This window comes from Campylobacter sp. BCW_6464, assembly GCF_001762775.1.
Lineage (GTDB): Bacteria > Campylobacterota > Campylobacteria > Campylobacterales > Campylobacteraceae > Campylobacter_D > Campylobacter_D jejuni.
Genome location: NZ_MJXM01000041.1, coordinates 14,256 through 37,125, shown reverse-complemented (window position 1 = coordinate 37,125; position 22,870 = coordinate 14,256). Strand labels below are relative to the sequence as shown.

General features: G+C 29.8%; 24 protein-coding genes. 13 read left to right on the top strand and 11 right to left on the bottom strand.

The window, feature by feature from the left end; genetic code table 11:
- Window positions 1-6: 6 nt before the first annotated feature.
- From AJ885_RS02905 to aat, 12 genes are read left to right on the top strand one after another with little or no spacing between them, the layout of a single operon-like run.
- Window positions 7-894, top strand: coding sequence for an aspartate carbamoyltransferase catalytic subunit (locus tag AJ885_RS02905; protein ID WP_044780198.1), 888 nt, complete (start codon window positions 7-9; stop codon window positions 892-894).
- A gap of 3 nt (window positions 895-897) precedes the next feature.
- A complete protein-coding gene (locus AJ885_RS02900; protein WP_044780197.1) occupies window positions 898-2,619 on the top strand; it encodes a M3 family oligoendopeptidase in 1,722 nt (573 codons plus the stop codon).
- Complete coding sequence (locus AJ885_RS02895) at window positions 2,613-3,050, top strand: hypothetical protein (protein ID WP_044779148.1); 438 nt, start codon at window positions 2,613-2,615, stop codon at window positions 3,048-3,050. The genes AJ885_RS02900 and AJ885_RS02895 overlap by 7 nt, the downstream gene beginning before the upstream one ends.
- Window positions 3,047-5,122, top strand: coding sequence for an ATP-dependent helicase (locus AJ885_RS02890; RefSeq protein WP_002866122.1), 2,076 nt, complete (start codon window positions 3,047-3,049; stop codon window positions 5,120-5,122). Before AJ885_RS02895 ends, AJ885_RS02890 begins: the two co-directional genes overlap by 4 nt.
- Complete coding sequence (gene truB / locus AJ885_RS02885; RefSeq protein WP_002870522.1) at window positions 5,119-5,937, top strand: tRNA pseudouridine(55) synthase TruB; 819 nt, start codon at window positions 5,119-5,121, stop codon at window positions 5,935-5,937. Before AJ885_RS02890 ends, truB begins: the two co-directional genes overlap by 4 nt.
- The gene (gene csrA / locus AJ885_RS02880; protein ID WP_002852854.1) at window positions 5,931-6,158 is read left to right on the top strand and encodes a carbon storage regulator CsrA; all 228 of its coding nucleotides are present in this window, start codon (window positions 5,931-5,933) and stop codon (window positions 6,156-6,158) included. Before truB ends, csrA begins: the two co-directional genes overlap by 7 nt.
- Window positions 6,155-6,922 (top strand): 4-(cytidine 5'-diphospho)-2-C-methyl-D-erythritol kinase, encoded by a 768-nt coding sequence (locus AJ885_RS02875; RefSeq protein WP_002870521.1) that lies wholly within the window; start codon window positions 6,155-6,157, stop codon window positions 6,920-6,922. The genes csrA and AJ885_RS02875 overlap by 4 nt, the downstream gene beginning before the upstream one ends.
- Complete coding sequence (smpB, locus tag AJ885_RS02870; RefSeq protein WP_044779146.1) at window positions 6,919-7,371, top strand: SsrA-binding protein SmpB; 453 nt, start codon at window positions 6,919-6,921, stop codon at window positions 7,369-7,371. The genes AJ885_RS02875 and smpB overlap by 4 nt, the downstream gene beginning before the upstream one ends.
- Before the next feature lie 10 nt (window positions 7,372-7,381).
- The gene (locus tag AJ885_RS02865) at window positions 7,382-7,984 is read left to right on the top strand and encodes a TlpA disulfide reductase family protein (RefSeq protein ID WP_002888338.1); all 603 of its coding nucleotides are present in this window, start codon (window positions 7,382-7,384) and stop codon (window positions 7,982-7,984) included.
- A complete protein-coding gene (locus tag AJ885_RS02860; RefSeq protein WP_044779145.1) occupies window positions 7,984-8,274 on the top strand; it encodes an ATP-dependent Clp protease adaptor ClpS in 291 nt (96 codons plus the stop codon). Before AJ885_RS02865 ends, AJ885_RS02860 begins: the two co-directional genes overlap by 1 nt.
- Entirely contained in the window at window positions 8,271-10,400 is a 2,130-nt protein-coding gene (locus AJ885_RS02855) for an AAA family ATPase (protein WP_044779144.1), read from the top strand. Before AJ885_RS02860 ends, AJ885_RS02855 begins: the two co-directional genes overlap by 4 nt.
- On the top strand, window positions 10,375-11,022 hold the full coding sequence (aat, locus tag AJ885_RS02850) for a leucyl/phenylalanyl-tRNA--protein transferase (RefSeq protein ID WP_044779143.1): 648 nt from the start codon (window positions 10,375-10,377) through the stop codon (window positions 11,020-11,022). Before AJ885_RS02855 ends, aat begins: the two co-directional genes overlap by 26 nt.
- Window positions 11,023-11,044: 22 nt before the next feature.
- On the opposite strand, the gene cetZ is transcribed toward aat, so the two are convergent.
- The 3 genes from cetZ to AJ885_RS02835 all read right to left on the bottom strand — a co-directional run bounded on the left by cetZ (window position 11,045) and on the right by AJ885_RS02835 (window position 13,415).
- Window positions 11,045-12,334: an energy taxis response protein CetZ gene (gene cetZ, locus AJ885_RS02845; RefSeq protein WP_002861827.1), complete on the bottom strand. Its 1,290-nt coding sequence runs from the start codon at window positions 12,332-12,334 to the stop codon at window positions 11,045-11,047.
- A gap of 80 nt (window positions 12,335-12,414) precedes the next feature.
- Window positions 12,415-13,041 carry a MarC family protein gene (locus tag AJ885_RS02840; protein WP_074470041.1) on the bottom strand — a complete coding sequence of 209 codons (627 nt, stop codon included), beginning with the start codon at window positions 13,039-13,041 and terminating at the stop codon, window positions 12,415-12,417.
- A 14-nt stretch (window positions 13,042-13,055) separates the two neighbouring features.
- Window positions 13,056-13,415: a methionine-R-sulfoxide reductase gene (locus AJ885_RS02835; protein ID WP_002861829.1), complete on the bottom strand. Its 360-nt coding sequence runs from the start codon at window positions 13,413-13,415 to the stop codon at window positions 13,056-13,058.
- An 89-nt stretch (window positions 13,416-13,504) separates the two neighbouring features.
- Between AJ885_RS02835 and AJ885_RS02830 the strand changes: the two genes are divergently transcribed.
- The gene (locus tag AJ885_RS02830; RefSeq protein ID WP_002870517.1) at window positions 13,505-14,302 is read left to right on the top strand and encodes a ferritin-like domain-containing protein; all 798 of its coding nucleotides are present in this window, start codon (window positions 13,505-13,507) and stop codon (window positions 14,300-14,302) included.
- Here the strand turns inward: AJ885_RS02830 and pssA are convergent.
- The 8 genes from pssA to pglE form a co-directional block, all read right to left on the bottom strand.
- Complete coding sequence (gene pssA, locus AJ885_RS02825; protein ID WP_002859122.1) at window positions 14,293-15,021, bottom strand: CDP-diacylglycerol--serine O-phosphatidyltransferase; 729 nt, start codon at window positions 15,019-15,021, stop codon at window positions 14,293-14,295. The genes AJ885_RS02830 and pssA overlap by 10 nt on opposite strands.
- A 9-nt stretch (window positions 15,022-15,030) precedes the next feature.
- Window positions 15,031-15,648, bottom strand: coding sequence for a phosphatidylserine decarboxylase (locus AJ885_RS02820; RefSeq protein WP_070280709.1), 618 nt, complete (start codon window positions 15,646-15,648; stop codon window positions 15,031-15,033).
- Window positions 15,645-17,582: an ATP-dependent zinc metalloprotease FtsH gene (gene ftsH, locus AJ885_RS02815; protein ID WP_002861832.1), complete on the bottom strand. Its 1,938-nt coding sequence runs from the start codon at window positions 17,580-17,582 to the stop codon at window positions 15,645-15,647. The genes AJ885_RS02820 and ftsH overlap by 4 nt, the downstream gene beginning before the upstream one ends.
- Window positions 17,582-18,430, bottom strand: coding sequence for a 50S ribosomal protein L11 methyltransferase (locus tag AJ885_RS02810; RefSeq protein ID WP_002861833.1), 849 nt, complete (start codon window positions 18,428-18,430; stop codon window positions 17,582-17,584). The genes ftsH and AJ885_RS02810 overlap by 1 nt, the downstream gene beginning before the upstream one ends.
- A gap of 22 nt (window positions 18,431-18,452) precedes the next feature.
- Window positions 18,453-18,845, bottom strand: a complete 393-nt coding sequence (locus tag AJ885_RS02805) for a chemotaxis response regulator CheY (RefSeq protein ID WP_032603349.1) — start codon at window positions 18,843-18,845, stop codon at window positions 18,453-18,455.
- A 112-nt stretch (window positions 18,846-18,957) separates the two neighbouring features.
- Window positions 18,958-19,851 (bottom strand): PDC sensor domain-containing protein, encoded by an 894-nt coding sequence (locus AJ885_RS02800; protein ID WP_053872406.1) that lies wholly within the window; start codon window positions 19,849-19,851, stop codon window positions 18,958-18,960.
- Window positions 19,851-21,623, bottom strand: a complete 1,773-nt coding sequence (pglF, locus tag AJ885_RS02795) for a UDP-N-acetylglucosamine 4,6-dehydratase (configuration-retaining) (protein ID WP_053872407.1) — start codon at window positions 21,621-21,623, stop codon at window positions 19,851-19,853. Before pglF ends, AJ885_RS02800 begins: the two co-directional genes overlap by 1 nt.
- Before the next feature lies 1 nt (window position 21,624).
- On the bottom strand, window positions 21,625-22,785 hold the full coding sequence (gene pglE, locus AJ885_RS02790; RefSeq protein ID WP_070280707.1) for a UDP-N-acetylbacillosamine transaminase: 1,161 nt from the start codon (window positions 22,783-22,785) through the stop codon (window positions 21,625-21,627).
- Window positions 22,786-22,870: the final 85 nt, after the last annotated feature.

Sequence of the window (22,870 nt, the reverse complement as noted above, 5' to 3'; positions counted from 1 at the left end):
AAAAGCATGCGTCATCTCATCACTACAAAGGATTTTAATAAAGTCGAAATTATGGAGCTTTTTAAAGAAGCAAGTGATTTCTTAGATGAAAAACCTAGAACTTTTCTTAAAGGAAAAAGTATCACGACAATTTTTTTTGAAAACTCTACACGCACCCTTTCATCTTTTGAAAGCGCTGCAAGAAGATTAGGTGCTAGGGTTTTACGCCTTGATGTTTCAAGATCAAGCTCTAGCAAAGGAGAAACTCTTTATGATACTGCTGCTAATTTAGATGCCATGAGTCCTAATGCTATTGTTATAAGACACGCAAACTCAGGAGTTCCTTTGATATTGGCAAAGCATATGCATTGTCCAGTTGTTAATGGAGGAGATGGAAAACACGCCCATCCTACCCAAGCTTTGCTAGATTTATTCACTATTTATAATCATTTTCAAGGCGATGTCAAAGGTAAGAAAATTTGCATCGTAGGTGATATTAAAAATTCCCGTGTTGCAGCGTCCAATATAGAACTTTTAAGCAGATTTAATCTTGATATTACCCTAGTAGCTCCACCACATTTTATGCCCAATACCCATCTTAAAAAACATTATAAGCTTGATGAGAATATCATAGCAAATTCAGATATTATTATGAGTCTTAGAACACAAACAGAAAGACATAATAAAACCGTTTATGCTTCACTTAAAGACTACGCAAATGATTTTTGCATTCAAAAAAGCTTAGTAAAAGATAAAAAGCTTATTTTACTACATCCAGGCCCTGTAAATCGCAATATTGACATAAGTGATGAAATGATGAGTGATGAAAGAACTTTAGTTTTAAAACAAGTTAAAAATGGAGTGGCTATTAGAATGGCTGTTCTTAAAAAACTCATACTAGAAAATGAAGGATAAAAAATGTTAGAATGGGATTTAAGCGCTTTATTTCACGATAAAGAAACATTACAAAATTTTACACAAGATCAAATCCAACAAAGTTTAAATTTCAAAAAAAACTATGAAAATAAACTTTATACATTAAATACTAATGAGTTTTTGCAAGCTTTAAAAGATTATGAAAATTTAAATCAAGCTCTTGGTAAAATCATGACTTATGCTTATTTGCTTTTTGCTAAAAACACTCAAAATGGTTCTTTTTACGCACAATACGAAGAAGAATGCAAAAAAATAGAAGAAAATTTACTCTTTTTCGAGCTTGAATTTTGTGAGTTAACTCCTGAAAAAAGTCAAGAATTTACAACTTTTTGTAAAGATTATGATTTTTATCTTTCTAATTTATTGCAAAACAAACGCTATAATCTTAGCAAAAACGAAGAACGCATTATGCTCTATCTTTCAAATACAGGTGCAAATGCTTTTAGTAGGCTTTTTGATGAAAGTATGAGTGCTTTAAAAATCCCTTTTGAAGGTAAAAAACTTAGCGAAGAAGAAATTCTAAGCAAAATGTATGACGAAGATAGAAAAATACGCAAAAAAGCTGCTAAAAAATTCAGTAAAGTTTTGCAAAAAAATAGCAGACTTTTAAGTTTTATTATCAATATGATAAAAACAGAAAGAAAAAATATAAGCTTATTAAGAGGTTATGAAAATGCTGAAATTTCAAGACATATCAGCAATCAAATTTCGCAAAAAAGCGTTGATTCCTTGATAGCAAGTGCGCAAAAACATTTTAACTTAGTATCGCAATTTTACAAAAGAAAAAAACAAATTTTGGGCTATGATGAGCTTAAAGACTATGATAGATATGCACCCATAGGAAAAGAAGCAAGTTTTGATTTTAAAACAAGTAAAAATATTGTTTTAGAGGCATTTCAAGCTTTTTCTCCGCAATTTTATGATATAGCAAAAAATGCTTTTAATCAAGGCTGGATTGATGTTTATCCACAAGAAAATAAACAAGGGGGTGCTTTTTCACATTCTGCAACTTCTGATGCGCATCCTTTTGTTTTATTAAACTACACCGATAAAAGGCGTGATCTTTTTACACTTGCACATGAATTAGGACACACTATCCATCAAAAACTTTCTTACAATGTAAGCTACTTAAATCAAAACACACCTTTAACCACCGCAGAAACAGCTTCAGTTTTTGCCGAAATGCTCGTATTTGATTTTATTAAAGATAAGTTAAAAAAAGAAGAACTCCTATCTTTATATGCAAATAAAATCGAAGATATTTTTGCAACTTTTTATAGACAAATTAATTTTACTTGTTTTGAAAGACGCTTACATGCTCAAGAAAATGAATTAAGCACCGAAGAAATCAATAAAATTTGGATGGAAGAATCTCAAAAAATGTTTCAAGATAGCGTAAAACTTACAAAAAATTATGCTTCTTGGTGGAGTTATATTCCTCATTTTATCCATTCTCCTTTTTACTGCTATGCTTATGCTTATGCCCAACTTTTAGTTTTAGCTCTTTATGGACTTTACAAAAGCAAAAAATGTGAAAATTTTAAAGAACTTTATATCAAAATGCTTTCTTTAGGTGGAAGTGTGAGTCCAAAAGAACTAGTAGGAATGTTTGGATTTGATATAGAAGATGAAAATTTTTGGGAAATAGGCATAAAAGAAATTCAAAAACTCATCAATGAATTTATGGAGTTACAATCATGCTAGAAACAATCTTAAAAAATAAAAATTTTATCCATACCATGCAAAAGCATTGTTATGAAGTTATTTCACACCTTATAGAAGAAAATATAGAATTTTCTATAGTTGCAAATACAAATTTCATAGATTTCAACCCTGAACTTCCCAAAGAGCTTGATGTTAAACAAAATCCTTATGCTCTTTTTGCCCTTGGAGGATACACCTTTGAATCCATACAGCTAAATAAAGATTTCATTCAATTTCACGCAGGTTTTGGTAATGATGATTTTGATAGTTTTGTAAAGGTTGATTTAGGAGCTATCACGCAAATTCAAATAGAAAATAGCATTTTATTTGTTAATTTTAGCCTTTATAAACGTGAAAATAGTAAAAATTTACAAAAATCTAAAAATATATTTTTAAATAATCCAAAAAATAAAGATATTTTCAAAAAATGAATCTATTTGAAGATTTAAATGATAGCCAAAAACAAGCGGTAAGCCACATTGATGGAGCTATGCTTATCCTAGCAGGTGCAGGTAGTGGAAAAACCAAAACTATCACCACTCGTCTTGCTTATCTTATCGGTGAAGTAGGCATCCCCTCGCATAACACTCTTACTCTTACTTTTACGAATAAAGCAGCTAGTGTTATGCGTCATAGAGCATTAAATTTTCTACAAGGTAATCACAATCCTTTGCTTTGCACCTTTCACAAATTTGGACTTTTATTTTTAAAACTACACTTTGAAAGATTGGAGCGTAAAAATAGTTTTATTGTTATCGATACAGATGATACAAAAAAAATAATTAAAGATTTAATCCATGATAAAAACAAAGATAATGTCTATGATATTATCAAATACATATCTTATTGTAAAAATGAAGGCAAAAGAGTAAGCAATGTCTTTGAAGATTTAAATTTACTAAAAGAACATAATTTTGAAAAATATCAAAATGAATACAAATTTGCCAACTATTACCGTGCTTATGAAGAATACTTATTAAAGCAAAATTTTGTAGATTTTGATGATCTTTTATTGCTAAGCAATCTCATTTTGGAAAATGATATAAATTTTGCCAAAGAACAAAGCTTACTTTATAATTACATTACAGTTGATGAGTATCAAGATACTAATACCTTGCAATATAAAATTCTAAAAAATCTATGTTGTATGCATGAAAATATCACAGTTGTTGGTGATGATGATCAAAGTATTTATAGTTGGCGTGGAGCAAAAATTGAAAATATTTTAAATTTTCAAAACGATTTTAAAAATGTTAAACTTGTAAAACTTGAACAAAACTATCGTTCAGTAGGGACTATTTTACAAGCAGCAAATAATCTCATATCTCACAATGAGCAACGACTTGGAAAAACTTTAATCTGCACTAAAGATACTGGGGAAAATATTAAAATATTAAAAAACGAAAACGAAAAAGATGAAGGTTTATATATCGCTCAAGAAGTGAAAAAATTGCTAAATTCTGGAGTAGAAGCTAAAGAGATCGCCGTTTTATTTCGAGTTAATGCACTATCAAGAGCAATAGAAGAAGCATTTATGAAGGAAAAAATTTCTTATAAACTGCTTAGCGGTATGCGTTTTTATGAAAGATTAGAAATAAAAGATTTAATCTCGTATCTTAGACTTATCTTAAATCCAAACGATGATTTGTCATTTAGGCGTATTATTAATCGCCCTAAAAGATCCATAGGAGAAAAAGCCCTAAAAAATTTAGAAGAATATGCAAAAAAACGTCAAATTTCACTTTTTGATGCCTTATGTGAAAGCGATGGCGGTGTAGGAATTTTAACAACAAAAAAAGCACAAAATGAAGCAAATATTTTTATACAAAATATTCACACTCTAAAAAGCTACGATAATGCAAAAAAGGTTTTTGATAATATAGAAGAATTATTTAAAATCAAAGATTATTTTTCAGAGCAAGATGATGGAGATGAAAGAATCAGAAATCTTGATGAGTTTTATGCTAATCTAAGAGAAAAACTCAAAGAAGATCCCGAAGCTTCTTTAGAAGATCTACTTAGTGAAATTTCTTTATTAAGTGATCAAGATAATTTAGATGAAGAATGTGTTTGCTTGATGAGTATTCATGCTAGCAAAGGTTTGGAATTTGATTATGTTTTTATAATAGGCTTTGATGAAGGATTTTTTCCTTTAAATAGCGAAGAAAATCTCGAAGAAGAACGCCGTCTTGCTTATGTTGCCATCACTCGCGCCAAAAAATTTCTCACAATAAGTGTTGCAAATTCTCGTTTTTATCATGGTTCAAGAGCAAATATCAATCCTAGTCGCTTCTTAGAAGAAAGTAAATTAATCAATGAAAAATCAAAAAATCAAAATATACAAAAAACTAGCTTTTGTAAAGGAGATCTAGTTAAACATAAAATTTTTGGCATTGGTAGGGTTGTTGAAGTTAATAAAAGCGGAAAAGAGGAAAAGCTTAATATTAATTTTGGTGGTATAATGCGTGTAATCATGGCAAGCTTTGTGGAAAAAGCAGTATGAACAAGATCTTTGCAGCCTTTAAACCAAGGGGTTTGAGCTCTAATGCCTTTTTAAGCACTTTAAAGAAAAAATATAAAAATAAAAAAGCAGGATATTCTGGCACTCTTGATCCTTTCGCCAAAGGGATTTTAATCGTTGCATTTGGACAATACACAAAACTTTTCCGTTTTTTAAAAAAAACTCCAAAAACCTATAAAGCTACTTTATGGCTTGGAGTTTACTCCTTAAGTCTTGATGATCAAAATATAAAAGAAATTAAAAATATAAAAGAATTTGATCTTGCAAATTTACAACAAATCGTTGATCAAATGCAAGGAATTATCTCCTATACACCACCGCAATTTAGCGCCAAAAGAATCAATGGAACTCGCGCCTATGAACTTGCAAAAAAAGGTATAGAAGTAAATTTAAAACCTTGTCAAATGGAAGTATTTGATTGCAAGATCTTAAGCTATAATCATCCTTTTTTAAATATTGAAATCACAGTCAGTGAAGGTGCTTATATAAGATCTTATTGCGAACTTTTTGCTAGAAAACTAGGTATTAATGCGACTTTAAGCTCTTTAGAGCGCATTAAAGAAGGTAAATTTGTTTATAATAATGAGAAAAGCTTAAATGTGTTAAAATACATTAACCTAAAGCCAAATTTTATCAAGAATTTAAGTAAACTCGAAAATGGTGCTAAAATTTTTGTCGAAGAATTAGAATTTCATGATGAAGGAGATTATTATATTGAAACAGAAAAATATTTTAGCGTAATTAATATTAAAGAAAATACAGTAAAATATCTTCTGAATAAGGTTGAAAAATGTTAATATTATCAAGAAAAGAAAATGAAAGTATAATTATCGGAGAAGGTATAGAAATCAAAGTCGTTCAAACAGGGAAAGGATATGCCAAAATAGGCATAGAAGCTCCAAAATCTCTTATGATACTTAGAAAAGAACTTGTTCAACAAGTAAAGGATGAAAATTTGCATTCTGTTGTTCAGAATGATATTAAACTTGATGACTTAAGCAAAAAACTAATCAAATGAAAGCTTACGCTAAAGCAAATATTTTTTTAAAACTTACCGGTTTTGACTCAAGAAAATATCATCTTTTAGAATCACGATTTATACTTTTAAAAGATCTTTTTGATGAGCTTGAGCTTGTTGATAAAGAATCAGACTCTAAAAAAGAATTTGAAATCATTAGTAATTTTAAATGCGAAAATAATATTATTCAAAAGGCTTATTTGCTACTTTCTAAAAGATATAATAACGAATTAAAAGAATTATTTAGCAAAAAAAGCCTAAAACTCACAAAAAATATCCCAGTATGTGCTGGGCTTGGTGGTGGAAGTAGCGATTGTGCGAGTTTTTTACTACTAATGAATGAAACCCTAAATTTAAAATTAAACCTACAAGAACTTATAAATTTAAGCATACAACTAGGAAGTGATATTGCCTTTTTTTTAAGTGGCTTTCACTCTGCTAATGTAAGTGGCTGTGGTGAAATTATAAAAGAATTTGAAGATGACATACCTAATTTAAAATGGACTTTTCCACAAATATCTTGCCAAACTAAAGCTGTTTATGATGAATTTGATAGAGGAATATTTGACTTTCAAAAAAACAATAATCAAGCGCAAATCTACAAAAAACTCAGCACAAAAGAGTTGTTACAAAACTTTAAAAACAAAGAATTAAATGATTTATTTACTCCTTGTGCAACTTTATATCCTAAAATGAAGTCTTACTTACAAGAAGATTTTTTTCTAAGCGGTAGCGGTAGTAGTGTTTTTAAGGTTGATCGATGAAAATTATTGCGAGAAATAAAAAAGCTTTATTTGATTATAGCATCATAGAACGCTTTGAAGCCGGAATTGTCCTTAAGGGAAGTGAAGTTGTAGCTTTAAGAGCAGGAAGAGCAAATCTTAAAGACTCTTTTGTTCGCATTATAAAAAATGAGATTTTTTTACTTAATTCTCATATTTCATTGCTTCATACTACACATTCTTTCTATAAACACGAAGAAAGAGATGCTAGAAAGCTTTTAATGCATAGAAAGCAAATTGATAAATTATTAGGTAAAGTAAGTATAGAAGGATATACTATCGTTGCATTAGATCTTTATTTTAACACAAAAAATAAAGTAAAAGCCACTCTTGCTTTAGCTAAAGGGAAAAATTTGCACGACAAGCGTGAAACTTTAAAGAAAAAGCAAGCCGATTTAGAAGCTAGAGCTGCTATGAAAAATTATAAATAAAGGAAATTAAATGAAAAAAATTTTAACCCTATTTTTAATAAGTTTAGCATTTTTTCTTAATGCTTGCTCCAAAGAAGAAGAAATTCAAAATGATTTTATGTTTGAAGAGTATCACAAAGGAGATAAAATAGTATTAAATAGTGTAAATGGTGGAAGCAAAACTTTAATAAGAACAGATAAAGGTTTTGTGGTAGAAGGAGAGGAAGGAAAAGTTCTAATGTTTGATTTTTTTGGCACTTTTTGCACCCCATGCAAAGAAGAAGCTTTAGATCTTAGCAAACTTTGGAAAAATAATTCTAGCAAATTTATCATTATAGGACTTACACATTTTGAAGATGTTAGTGATGAAACAGTTAAAAAATTCGCAGATGATTATGGTGCTTACTATTTTCTAAGCAATGGCAGTTCTAATGATCGTATTATTGCTCAAATTTTAAAAGATATAGACTATCAAAATATGGAGCAACTTCCTTTTAAAGTTGTTTTAAAAAATGGAATTTATCAAAAAATAAGCGATTACTGGAATAATAATACTCCAACAAATTTTTATCTTGGCAAAATTCCAACAGAACTCATGCAAGAAGATTTAAATAAAATCTACAAAGGAAAATAATGCCAAAAACCCAAACTCTAGAGCAAATAAAACTTAGTGAACCAAAAATGTATAAAGTTATACTCTTAAATGATGATGTAACAACCATGGATTTTGTCATAGAAATTTTGATGAATATTTTTCATCAAAACCTTGAAAAAGCAAGTCAAACAATGTTAGAAATTCATCACAATGGTTCTGGAATTTGTGGCATTTACACTCAAGAAATAGCTCTTTCAAAACAAAAAAAAGTTATAGATGCGGCTAAACTTGCTAATTTTCCACTACAAGCAAAGGTGGAAGAAGAATGAAATACCAAGAAAATTTACAAAAATATCTTGATAATGCCAAAAATCTAAGCTTAATAAACCACCATGAATTTGTTACCTGTGAGCATGTACTGTTTGCATTACTAAAACTAAGCACTGATTTTAAGGATATATTTGAAGAATTTTCAGATGGAGATCTTGAACTTCTAGAAACTGAATTAAAAAATTACATTTCTCAAAACAATCAAATTATTAAACAAGAAATAGAACCTACAATATCTGTTGTTTTAGATGAAATCTTACTTTCACTTAAAAATAAAAATAATGAAATTAAAATTATAGATTTTTTAGAAAAGCTCATACAGGATTCAAGAAGTTATTCTAGCTATCTCTTAAAAAAACACAACATAAATCTTAACAAAATTCAAGAACTTCAAAATCATGAAAATATACAAAATTTAAGCAACCACACAAGTGATTTAACACTTTTAGCTCAAAATGGCAAGATTGATCCTTTAATAGGAAGAAAATTTGAACTTGAAAGAATGATGCAAATTCTTTCACGTCGCAAAAAAAATAATCCTATTTTAGTAGGAGAGGCAGGAGTTGGCAAAACGGCCATTGTAGAAGGATTAGCATTGGCTATTGCGGAAAAAAAGGTGCCTAAAAACTTACAAAATGCAAAAATTTTTAGTCTTGATATGGCTAGTATACTTGCGGGAACAAAATACCGTGGAGATTTTGAGAAAAGAATTAAAGAAATTTTAAATGAACTTGAGAAAATACCCAATGCTATTTTATTTATTGATGAAATTCACACTATAGTAGGAGCTGGAAGTACAGGAGAATCTCATACTGATTTTTCCAATCTTTTAAAACCGGCTCTAAGTAATGGAACTTTAAAATGCATAGGTGCAACAACTTTTATGGAATATAAAAATACTTTTGATAAAAATAAACCCCTAAGTCGCCGTTTTGCTAAAATAAATGTAGATGAACCAAGCCAAGAAGAAAGCTTGCAAATTCTGAAAGGATTAAAAAACAAATATGAAGAATTTCATCATATAAAATTAAACGATGAAATTCTTCAATATGCTGTAATTTGGGGTAAAAAATTTTTTAATGATAAATTTTTACCTGATTGTGCTATAGATCTAGTCGATGAACTTGGTGCTTCTTTTGCTTTAAATCCAAAAGCTAAAAAAAATGCCAATTTAAAAGATTTAGAAAATGTTTTAGCAAAAATGACTCACCATCACAAAATGTTTGAATTCGATCAAAATAAAGCTTTAATGAATTTAAAAGCAAATTTAAAAGCAAAAATTTTTGGCCAAGATGAAGTTATAGATAGCCTTGTTTCATCACTTAAGCAAAGTTTCGCAGGATTTAAAAATTCCAATACACCACGCGGAGTGTTTTTGTTTACTGGATCAAGTGGAGTTGGAAAAACAGAACTTTGCAAAACTTTAGCTGAATTTTTAGGTTTAAATTTAGAACGCTTTGATATGAGTGAATATGCAGAAAAACATACTATAAGTAAACTAATAGGATCTCCAGCTGGATATATAGGTTTTGAAGAGGGTGGACTTTTAAGCAATGCTATTCGCAAAAATCCTTTCAGTCTTGTTCTTTTTGACGAAATAGAAAAGGCTCATCCTGATTTAAGTAATACCTTTTTACAGATTTTTGACAATGCTGAACTCACCGACAATAGCGGTCTTAAAGTAGATTTTAAAAATACAATCATTATTATGACATCCAATCTAGGACTTAAAGAAAGCAATGAGCTTGGTTTTTTAAGTAAAAATGAAGAAAAAAGTAATCGTGCTATCAAAGATTTTTTTGCTCCAGAATTTATTAATCGCATTGATAAAATTTTGCATTTTAATGATTTAAACGATGCTATACTTGTTAAAATTATCGAAAAAGAACTTGATGAAATTTCTAAAAATTTAAACAATATAAAATTATCAGCGGACGATAAAGCCAAAATTTATTTAGCTAAAAAAGCCTATAATAAAGAATTTGGAGTAAGGCTTTTAAAACGCATAATTTCTGAGGAAATAGGAGAAAAAATCAGTGATGAAATTTTATTCGGAAAGCTTAAAAAAGGCGGTATAGCTAAAATCAAACTTGGTAAAAATGGAAAGCTCGAATTTATATTCTAAATTACTCAATGCACCTAAAAATGCTCCTGTATTTTTAAGTCAAAATTTAGAAGCTGATTTTATTGTAAAAGCTTATACTTTTGGTCTATTCCCATGGACAAGTAAACCTGTAACTTGGTGGTGCCCAGATCCTAGATGCATTTTAAATCCAAATCAAATTCACATCCAAAAAAATATGAAAAAATTTATTAATCTCTATCAAATTAAACTTGATTATGATTTTTTAAAATTAATTACATTATGTCGCGATACACGCTCTCAAAGCTGGATAGATGATGAATTTATTACCACTTATTATAAGTTATTTACCCAAGGCTATGCGCATAGCCTTGAACTTTATGAAAATAATGAACTTATAGGTGGAATTTATGGTTTAATTTTAGGCAAGGTTTTCTTTGGTGAAAGCATGGTAAGCATTAAAAAAAATGCATCTAAAGTTGCCATGATTAAACTTTGTGATTTATTAAAGCCTTATGATTTTATCATAGATTGTCAAGTTTATAACCAACATTTAGAATTTATGGGTGCTCATAATATTTCTAGGAAAGAATTTTTAAATATTTTAAAAGAAAAATGCAATCAAGAAAGTGGTTTTAAAAATTTTAAAGATTTAATTACTTAAAAAATAAGCGTGAAAATCACGCTTATGACATTGCTTTAGCAACTTCAGCAGAGCTTTCACGAATTTTCTCCATACATTCTCTTGCTTCTTTTGCAAGTTCAACACTCTGATTAACATCCTCTAAACCGCTTTTAATACTCTCAACCACTTGTGATGTAACATTACGAATAGAATTAATCGTAGTGGTAATTTCATTAACTGAATGCCCTGTTCTTTCAGCTAAATTTCTTACTTCATCAGCAACAACAGCAAAACCTCTACCATGTTCACCAGCACGCGCTGCCTCAATAGCAGCATTTAAAGCAAGCAGATTAGTCTGATCAGCAATATCACTAATAGTCTGAATAATAGATTTAATTTCATCTGATTGTTGATTTAATGAAGAAACAAGATTTGAACTTTGAGACATCATATCAGCAATATTCTGAACATTTGAAACAGTGTTTTCAATTACACGATCTCCATCTTGAGTAAGATTATCATTTTTTTCTGCAAGTTCGCTTATGAGGCGAAGTTTTTCTTGATCTTTTTTAACTTGTTCGCTTATATCTGTAGCAAATTTAATAACCTTGTAAATTTTCCCATCATCATTTTTAACCGGATTATAACTTGCTTCAAGGTATACTTTTTTATTATTTCTTCCGTATCTTATATATTTACCTGATTGAAATTTGCCCTCTCTTAAATCTTCCCAAAATTGAACATAGTCCTTAGAGTGTCTATAATTAGAATCACAGAACATACTATGATGCTTTCCTTTAATCTCATCAATATTAAAATCCATAGTTCTTAAAAAATTTTCATTAGCCGTAATAATAGTCCCATCAGGTTTAAATTCAATAATAGCCATAGAACGATTAGCAGCAGCAATAGTATTTCTAAGATCAAGCATTTCATAATGTCTTTGAGTTATATCATTGGCAAATTTAATAATTTTATAAACATGACCATTATTATCACTAATTGGAAGATAATTTGCTTCTAAATAAACATCTATCCCTCCCTTAGCTATACGTCTAAAAAGACCACTTCTAGCTTTTCCATCTCTTAAATCTTTCCAAAAATCACTATATGCTGAAGAATTAACAACTTCAGGCAAACAAAACATACTATGATGCTTGCCCTTGATCTCTGAAAGGGAGTATTTCATAGTTGTTAAAAAATTTTGATTTGCCTCTAAAATAACGCCATCGGTGGTAAATTCAATTACCGCCATGGTATTCCCAATAGATCTTAAAATATCTCCTAAACCATTACACTTTTTTTCAAGTTGTTCAATTATTTCAGTATTGTTTTTCTTAGCACCAAACATAAAACTCACCTTTTTAATAATAAATTATTTTAAAATTATATCATATTTATATAGTATTATTTACTTAAAATTATATTAATTTATAAGTTAAATATATCTTTTAAACCTACAATAATCATCTTAAACCCCATAGCAGCAATAAATACTTGTGCTATACGAGAAAAAACATGTAAAATCAATTTTCCAACTATTTTTTCTATAGTAGCTGCAAAATGAAAAAGTATAAACATAAAAATAAAAGCTATCATTACTCCGCCAAGAGCAACATCAAGCCCACCATCTTCGGCTATAACGATAATACTAGCTAAAGTTCCAGGCCCAACAAGCATAGGAAATGCCATAGGTATTAAACTCTGTCTTAAAATTTCCTTATCATCTATATCCTGATAAGAACTAAAATCCTTAGTTGCAATTTTTGTTGAAAAAAGTAAATTTTTAATAGCCATTATAATAAGGACTAAGCCACCAGAAACCCTTAAATCATCTAATGAAACTCTAAAAATATAGTTCATAAATAAAGGTCCTGATAGTAAAAATACCAAAACTATAGTAAAAGCTGTATAGAGAATAGTTCTAAAAAGTTTTTTTCGAAGCATTAAAGGCAATCCATCACTCATAGCCAAAAATTGAGTTAAATTACCAAAAGGATTTAAGATGGCAAGTAAAGTAATTGCAGCAAAAAATATCAAATAAAGCTCAGAACCCATACTAGAAAACACTATCAATCCTTAGTTTTTACAAATTCCAAAGAAATAGAATTTACACAATGTCTTACATTTTTAGCAGAAAACCCTTCTCCTTCAAAAACATGACCTAAATGTCCATTGCAGTTTGCACACACAATCTCGGTTCTAATCCCATCTTTATCAGGAATTCTTTTAATAGCCCCTCTTATTTCATCATCAAAGCTAGGCCATCCACAACCTGATTTAAATTTATCTTCGGATTTATAAAGTGAAGCTCCACATTGCTTGCATTGATAAATTCCTTTTTCATAAAAATCATTATATTTCCCACTAAAAGGAGCTTCTGTTCCTTTATTTAAAATTACTTTTTTTTCTTCTTCATTTAATTCTTTCATGATCTACCCTTGTAAAATAATTTTTATATTATATAATTAAAATTTCAATTTTAAATGATAAATTTTTATAATTTTCAAGAAAGTTTTAAATGCAAAAAGAATTTTTTCAAGAGCTTCAAAATATTTTATATGAAAAAAATACAAATATAAAATTTCACTCTTTTCAAAATTTTTATGAAGACTTTAAAAGCCACAAATTTATTTTTAATCACGAGAATCAAAGCATTTTCAAAAAAAATACATCACAACAAATTACCTTACTTCATCCTACGCGTATAAGAAGACCTAAATTTGTCAATTCAACTCATGCGCTTGCTAAAATAATTCATTCAGTCGCTCATATAGAATTTAATGCAATTAACCTGGCTTTAGATGCGAGTTATCGCTTTAAAAATCTACCTTTGCAATTTTATTACGATTGGCTGGAGGTAGCAGATGAGGAAATTAAACATTTCAAACTTTTAAATTCAGTACTTGAAGAACTTGGTTACAAATATGGAGATTTTCCAGTGCATGATAATTTAGAATCTGCTCTAGAAGCTACGAAAGACTCTTTAAGCTTTAGAATGGGAGTAGTTCATAGAGGTTTAGAAGCTAAAGGGCTTGATGCCAACCCATTTGTTGTTCAAAAACTTGAAAGCTCCAATCACTCCATTAAAAATCTTTTAATGGAATATCTTGAAATTATACTTAATGATGAAATAAAACACGTTAAAAAAGGAGATACTTGGTGGAAATTTTCAAATCAAAACAAGTATGATTTTATCGAGCTTTGCAAAACATTTAAACAATTCTCTCTTGCAGGAAAAAAACTTAACATTCAGGCAAGAATCAAAGCTGGTTTCACTCAAGAAGAATGCGAAGTCATTGAAAAATTTTACTCTTGATTTCTTATCTTAAATTTTGAAACAATAATGGTATATAAAACCCGAATAATTCCATAAAGCACATACAAGCTTGCTAAAATTACTAAACTTTCAAGGGGATAAAGATATAAAAATGAAAATATTATAATTAATATAATTAAAACTTTTAAAACGCTAGAACGATTAAAATCAAGCTTTTTAAAGCTGGGATAGCGTATATTACTTACCATTAAAAGCCCCAAAATTGCTTGAAGCACCAAAAAAACTACACCATAAGGCTTTAAAAAATCATAACTGATAAACGCATAAGTCCATATAGCACTCACAACTGCTGCAGTAGGTATAGGAAGACCTATAAAAACAGAAGGTTCATAAGTGCCTGTGGTAACATTAAATCTCGCCAAACGAATGGCTCCAAAAACCACAAAAAAAGCCGTAATCAAAGATCCAAGTTTTCCAAAATCATAACCTATAGCCATATAAAAAAGAACCGCTGGAGCAACTCCAAAAGCTACTAGATCAGCTAAAGAATCAAATTCTACTCCAAATTTTGAAGTAGAATTTGTAAGTCTTGCAACACGGCCATCAAGCCCATCGCAAATCAAAGATAAAATAATATAAATCAAAGCTGTATAATAATTTCCATGTATTGAAGCTATAATAGAAATAACCCCTAAAAAAGCTGAAGCAGCTGTAAAAAGATTGGGTAAAATATAGATTAATTGCGGTCTGTTATTCATTATTTTTCCTTACGCAAAATAGCCTAACAATGAACCTGCTTTAATTTCATCATTTAAGCCTATATGAATTCTAGTATCTTTTGGTAAAAGTAAACTTATAGAGCCATTAATTAAAAAACCCATTCTATCTCCTGCTTTTAAATCATGAGAAATATTATCGAGCTTTAATTTTCTATCAAAAGAACCTGCATAAATTCGCAAAGCTATCGTTTTATTCTCTTTAACTTTTGCCAAAATAAAAGCTCTTTCATTCATCATTTTTGCAGATTTTAATTCACTGCACAAAAAAAGCCCGTGTCGTAAACGAATATCTATTATAGACATTGCAAAAGGTGTATTAAAATTCCCAGCATCATAAAGAGCATTTTTAATAGTAATTTCAACACATTCACCTAAATCTTTATGATGAATATTTTCTATTTTAGTAACCCTGCCATCTATAGGTGTAAAAATAGCTTTTTCATCACTACAAACAAGTTCTCTTTTGGGTGCTCTAAAAAGAAAAATACAAATTACAATTAATGCTAATAGTAGGATGGAAAAAGAATAAAAAATCCACACAAAAATAAAAATCAAGCTTAAAATAATAAGACTTAAATATCCATCTTTTGCAATAAAATCTTTCATTCTTCTACTTTAACTTCAATTTTAACTTCTTCGAGCTCTTGCAAACGAGTTGGTAGACTATTTTGTTCCTCAAACTCTTTAATAATCTCACGCACTTTAGCGCCTTCAATAGTCTCTTCTTCATAAAGGGCTGCTACCATAGTCTCAATCGCTCCTTTATAAGTATTTAAAGTATCTTTAACATCTTTATAGCGTTCATCTAAGGTTTTCTTTACATAATCATCTAAAGATTCTGCCATCTTTTCAGAATAATCTTTTATGGTTTGTCCACCACTTAAGAAAGTATTTCTTTGTTTTTCAAGCACCATAAGTCCTGCAATTTCACTCATACCATACATAGAAATCATAGCTTTTATGATATCGGTTGCTCTTTCTAAATCATTACTTGCACCCGTTGAAATTTCACCTATAAACACTTCTTCAGCTGCACGACCACCCAAAAGTACATCTACTTCAGCTATAAGCTCATGTTTTTGCATTAAAAATTTATTTTCCTCAGGAGTATTTAAAGTATAACCTAAAGCCGCAAGACCACGCGGAATCACAGAAACCTTACTTACACGTTTTGCACCTTTGGTAGTTTCAGCGATTAAAGCATGACCACATTCATGATAAGTAACAATTTTCTTTTCTTTTTCATTAATACGACGTGATTTCTTCTCAAGTCCTGCTATAGCTCTTTCAACAGCTTCAACTAAATCATTTTGTTCTACATATTTTTTAGAATCCCTACCCGCTAAAAGTGCCGCTTCATTAATAATATTTGCAAGATCAGCTCCTGCAAGTCCTGCGGTTAAGCGTGCTATGTCTTCTACCTTAACTTTTGGGGAGATTTTTACATCTTTCATGTGCACTTTTAAAATATCACACCTACCTTTAAAATCAGGTTTATCAACCAAAACTTGTCTATCAAACCTTCCTGGTCTTAAAAGTGCTGCATCTAAAACTTCTGGGCGATTTGTTGCTGCTAAAACAATGACTGGGGAACTTTCTGTCCCAAAGCCATCCATTTCAGCCAAAAGCTGATTTAAAGTTTGTTCTCTTTCATCGTTTCCACCCATCATGCCACTTGCCGCACGACTTTTACCAATAGCATCTATTTCATCTATGAAAACAATAGCAGGAGCTTCTTTTTTTGCATTTTCAAACAAATCTCTCACACGAGAAGCACCTACACCCACAAACATTTCTATAAAAGACGAGCCTGAAACACTAAAAAACGGCACATCAGCTTCACCTGCAACTGCTTTTGCAAGCAAGGTTTTTCCTGTACCTGGAGGCCCAACAAGCAAAAGCCCTTTTGGAATTTTCGCTCCCAATTTAATATATCTTTCAGGATACTTTAAAAAATCTACAATTTCTTTTACTTCTTCTTTAGCTTCTTCAACACCAGCCACATCGCTAAATTTTACTTTAGGTTTTTCTGAATTTACAAGCTTCTTAGAGCTTCCTATGCCCAATATAGAACTTCCCATATTTTTTTGCATACGACTTGCCAAAAACATCCAAATACCAAAGAAAATAAATACTGGCAAAACCCATGAAAAAAGTATATCCGTAAACCAATTTGTTTCAGAATACGCACCATAAGCGATATTTTTACTATCTAGTAAACTCACAAGCTCAGGATCGTTAACTTTTTTTGCTGTATAAACAGTATTGTGAGAGCTTGAAATTGCTTTGATTGTTGTTTGTCCTATACTAACTTGATTGATTTGTCCATTTTCAATAAGCTTTTTTAACTCAGAATAAGGGACATTTTTATTTACTTCATTACCATTCAATGCCCCACCAAAAGAACCATTGCCATCAAAAAATCCCTTAAAAATAATTATCATTACAATTGCAAAAATCGCAAAAATAAAAATGGGATTTTTGTTAAAAAAATTATTACCCTGCGGATTACCCTTATTATTTGGGGTATTATTATTCATTACTTATCCTTTTTATTGTTTTTATATACAAAACTACACCACTCATTGATTTGCATTTCATCAATGAGTTCTAAATCTTGAAATTTTTCTTTAATTCTTGTTGAATATTTATCTAAAATTCCTGACAAAATAAGTATAGCATTATCTTCTAAATGGTTTTTAATATCTTTTTCTAAAATTAAAATCACATCTGCAATGATATTTGCAACAATTAGGTTATATAAACCATTTGCTTTATCTATAGATCCACACCAAGTCTTATGAAAATCGACATCATTTAATCTTGCATTTTCCAAAGAACTATCGATAGCCAACTCATCAGTATCACAAATTTCAACATTACAACCAAACTTTGCCATGATAATACCTAAAATTCCACTACCGCAACCAAGATCTAAGGCTCTTAATTTACTTTTAGAAAATTTTTGTAAAAATTTTACACAAGAATATGTGCTTTCATGATGTCCTGAGCCAAAGGCTAAGGCTGGATTAATCTTTATATTTATATAATTCTTTTTTTCTTCTTGCCAAGTGGTATGGATATAAACATTATCCACCAAAATAGGTTTTATGCCGTTTTTATATTCTTGTATCCAGTCCTTGTTTTCTTTCTCTACAAGACTTAAATTAGAAATAATTTTATGGTTTAAATTGAAAGTAGTTGTAAGTTTTTGAGCAAATATTTCAAGTGCCCATGAAAGCTCTTCTAAACTCTCATGGGATCTAATATAAACACCATTATCTTTCTCTTCTATAGCTTCTATACCTAAATCAAAAGCAAAATCAAGAAATAAATTTTTATACTGCTCTTCTACGATAAAGAACAATTCGTAATATTTTTTTTGCATTTAGAATTTTAAAAATCAGCCTTTACTCAGCTGCACCTTCTCCACTTCCTATTCCTAAAACATCTTCAAGTTTTTCTTTTAAAACTTGTGGAGTAAAAGGTTTTACAATATAGTTATTTACGCCAGCTTTTAAAGCAGTAATCACTTCAGCTTTTCCGCCCTCAGTTGTAACCATGATAATAGGCATATCTTCATATTTTTTCTCTGCTCTTACTTTTTTTACCAACTCTAAGCCATTCATTTCTGGCATATTCCAATCTGTAATTAAAACTTTTACATCTTCATTTTTAGTTAATAAATCCCAAGCTTCAACGCCATGCTCAGCTTCTAAAACATCATCGTGTCCAAGTCTTGTTAGGGTATTTTTAATAATCCTTCTCATAGTAGAACTGTCATCAACAACTAACAATTTCACAATTTCGTCCTTTCAAAGTTTTTATAGTTTTATTTTACCCTTTTTAGCCTTATTAATCAAGCTAAAAAATTTTAAAAAATAGCATTATATCATCTTTTATTTAAAATTTTACTCAAATATTATTATTTTTATACTTAACCGTAAATAAATATACACTTAAACCTAAAAGAAGCAAGCTCACTCCACCGATAAGATAAATCGCATAAATCATCTGAGAAAAATCACCAATAGCAAGTTTAAATACCAACATCAAAGCTTCTATAGCCAAAGCAATGATAATAGAACCTAAAAATCTCACCATAGTTTTTTGAATTCCGCCTTCTTCTTTTTTTGTTTTTCCTAATACTTCTTGTTCGATCAAAGTTTTTGCCAAATCGAAAATAGCTAAAGCTAAAGTTATAGCAATAGTACTTTCAAACATATGTTCTATACCTATAGCTTGATTATCAAAAAGACTAAAAAAACCTTTTTGAAATAAAAAGCAAGTAATCACAAATAAAACCAGTGCGAAACAAAAATATACCAAACGACTAAATTGAGTAAAAATAAACTCAAATTTTCCTGCTTGAATAATCCTTAAAATATCTTCAAGCTTGATATCGATACAAACAACAAAAAGCAAGTTATTTTTATCATCGTAAATTGGCATAGAAGCTGTCACGCAAAGTTCGTTGTTTAAAACCGAAGGATAAGGATCGCTTAAAACGCATCGTCTTAATTTTACAGCTCTATAAAAATAAGAACGAGTACTTCTATCCTCACCCTGCCCTATTTCATGAGCCTTATTTAAGGAAATCGCATTTTCTATTTGCATGCCTGAAATATCTAAAATATACAAAGCATCAAAAACAACAACTTCATGAGCTATTTTATCCAAAGCTGTTTTAATCGTTTCAAGGTGAATATCAGGAAGTTTATTAGGTAAATTTCTTGTTAAAATATAACTCATATAAGCTCTAGCACGATAGCGATTATCTTCAAATCTTTGTATATCTTTTATATACATTATACACCTTCTTTATTGTGTTTAAATTCAGGCACAATCTTTAATAAAGCCTCTGAAATATCTTCACATATTTGTAAATTTTCTATCTCTTTATTAAGCCAATCAAGATCAACCTTCTCATTCTTTGCTACAAAAATACTCTCATATTGTGTTTTAGCATCATTTTCATCAATCAAAAGCTCTTCATAAAGCTTCTCACCTTTTCTTAAGCCTGTGATTTTAATTTCTAAATCATTGCGATTGGAAAGTAAAAGCATTTTTTTAGCTAAATCTATGATTTTCACAGGCTTACCCATATCTAAAACAAAAAGTTCTCCCCCTTTTGCGATAGCTCCAGCTTGTAAAACAAGTTGCACTGCCTCAGCCACAAGCATAAAATAACGCACTATATCAGGGTGTGTTAAAGTTAAAGGCTCATTATTGGCAATTTGTGCTTTAAATTTCGGTATCACACTACCACTAGAACCTAAAACATTACCAAAACGCACACAAGCAACTTCAAAATTTTCATCACTCATACTTAAAGTATAAAGCTCGCAAACTCTCTTAGTGCAACCCATAATATTTGTTGGTCGTACTGCTTTATCTGTACTTATCATCACAAATTTAGCTACTTTATTTTCTTTAGCACTATCGCATAAAATTTTAGTTCCTAAAATATTATTAATTACTGCTGAATGTGGATTTTGTTCGCAAAGAGGCACATGTTTATAAGCGGCTGCATGTAAAATAAGCTCAGGTTTATAAGTTTTTAATACCTCATCTAAACTTTGCTTATCTAAAATACTTAACAAAATAGGAGTAATTTTTTCTTTATATAAATTTAAATCATCATTGATTTTATAAAGATTATACTCACTATGATCAACCATGATAAGATGCTTAGCGCCAAATTTAATACATTGCTTACAAAGTTCACTGCCTATAGTTCCACCTGCTCCACTTACCAAAACTACCTTGTCTTTTAAAAAAGCCGCCACAGCACTATCGTCTAAATCTTTTGGTTTTCTAGCAAGCAAGTCTTCTATACTAATATCTCTTGCTTCATTTCTTGTAAAAGAAAATATTTTTACATCGCAAATACCATAAGCTACAAGTTCTTCAAAAAGTTTTTTAAGCTCTTCTTGTTCAAGTCTTAAAGCAATAATGGCAGTTTTTACCCCTTGTTCTACATAAGATTTTATTTTTTCTTTTTCTTCTACAATAAATTTATCACAATAAGTCCCTATAAGCTCTTTCCTCGCATCAACTACACCCACAGGAAAAAGCCCTAAAGAACCTTCTTTTGCGCCTTTTAACAAATGCAAAGCCTTAGAAGTTGCCCCTACTACAATACAAGGAGTTTCTTCTTCTTTCATTTTAGAAGGTTTAAAATCCACAAGCATTCTTTTGCTAATTCTTAAAGTACCTATAAACATATATGAAAGAACAAAATCTATCACAATAGCACTTCTTGGAAAAGGATTAAAAAAATCACTAAAAAAATAAAAAATAAGAAAAAAACAAAACTCAGCTAAAAGCAAAGCAATAAAAATTTTTCTTGCTTCATTGAGAGAAAAAAATCTCCAAGCTACTTTATAAATTCTAAAAACAAACAAAAATAAAAGTTTTAAAACAAGCAAAATAATAGCAGAAATCATCATACCATGATAAAAAATACTCGGAATATCTCCACTAAATCTCAAAGAAAAAGCCAGATAAACGCTAAGTAAAATTAAAACAATATCTGAAGTTAAAAAAAATGCTAATCTTTTGCTTTTATAAAAAATCATTTTAAGCCTTTATGCTCTTTAAGATCAGTTTTGAAATTTGATAAACATCATCTTTACTCATCGCCGTGCCACTTGGCAAACAAATTCCTTTTTGGAAAAATAGCTCACTATTGCCATTAAGATAAGCCTTAGCTCCTTTAAATACTTCTTGAGTGTGCATAGCTTTCCATAATGGTCTTGTTTCTATTTGTTCATTTTTCAAATCTTCTATGAGTTTTGAAATTTTTGGATGCAAAGCGATATTTTTTTGACTGATATTTATATCTTTTTGACAAGCATTAAGTTCATTTTTATCAAAATCAATCAAAGCTGTACTTAACCAGCGATTACTTCTTGAATTTTCTAATTCATCTAAAAAGCTAAAATGCTCTCCTAAAAATTCTTTATACCACTCATAAATTTCTCTTTTTTTAAGCACTCTTTGTTCTAAAACCTCTATTTGTGCTACGCCAATAGCTCCTAAAACATTGCTTAAACGGTAATTATAACCATAATCTAAATGTTCATAATGCAAACAATTTTCCCTTGCTTGAGTGCTATAAAATCTTGCTTTTTCAATCTTTTCTTTATTTTTTCCTATAAGCATACCTCCACCTGAAGTGGTGATAATTTTATTACCATTATAAGAATAAACTCCAAATTCTCCAAAAGTTCCTAAAGCTTTATTCTTATAAAAACTTCCTAAAGCTTCGGCAGCATCTTCGATTAAAACAATTTCATTTTCTTTGCAAATTTTAACAATCTCATCCATTTTTGCAGCATTGCCATAAAGATGAGTTAAAATCAATGCTTTTGGTTTTTTTTCACATTCTTTAATGGCGAGTTTTAACAAATCTACATCAATATTATAAGTTTCATCACAATCTATAAATACAGGCTTTGCTTTAAGATAACAAATAGGTGCTACTGAAGCGATAAAAGTAAAAGAAGAAGCTAAAACGATATCATCTTGTTTTACCCCTATCACCCTTAAAGCTAAATGCAAAGCCGCTGTGGCTGAATTTAAAGCTAAGGCATTTTCACTTTTGCTATAATCTTTTACACTTTGCTCAAAGCGATTTACAAATTCACCCAAAGGTGCTATATAATTGCTTTTGAAAACTTCTTCTATGTATTTTAATTCATTGCCACCCATATGCGGAGGAGAAAGAAAAAATCTCATGATTTATCCTTTGTATAAAACAAAATTTTTATAAATTGACTCTATTTTACCTAAAAAAATTTACAAAGAATCAAACAAAAATCTT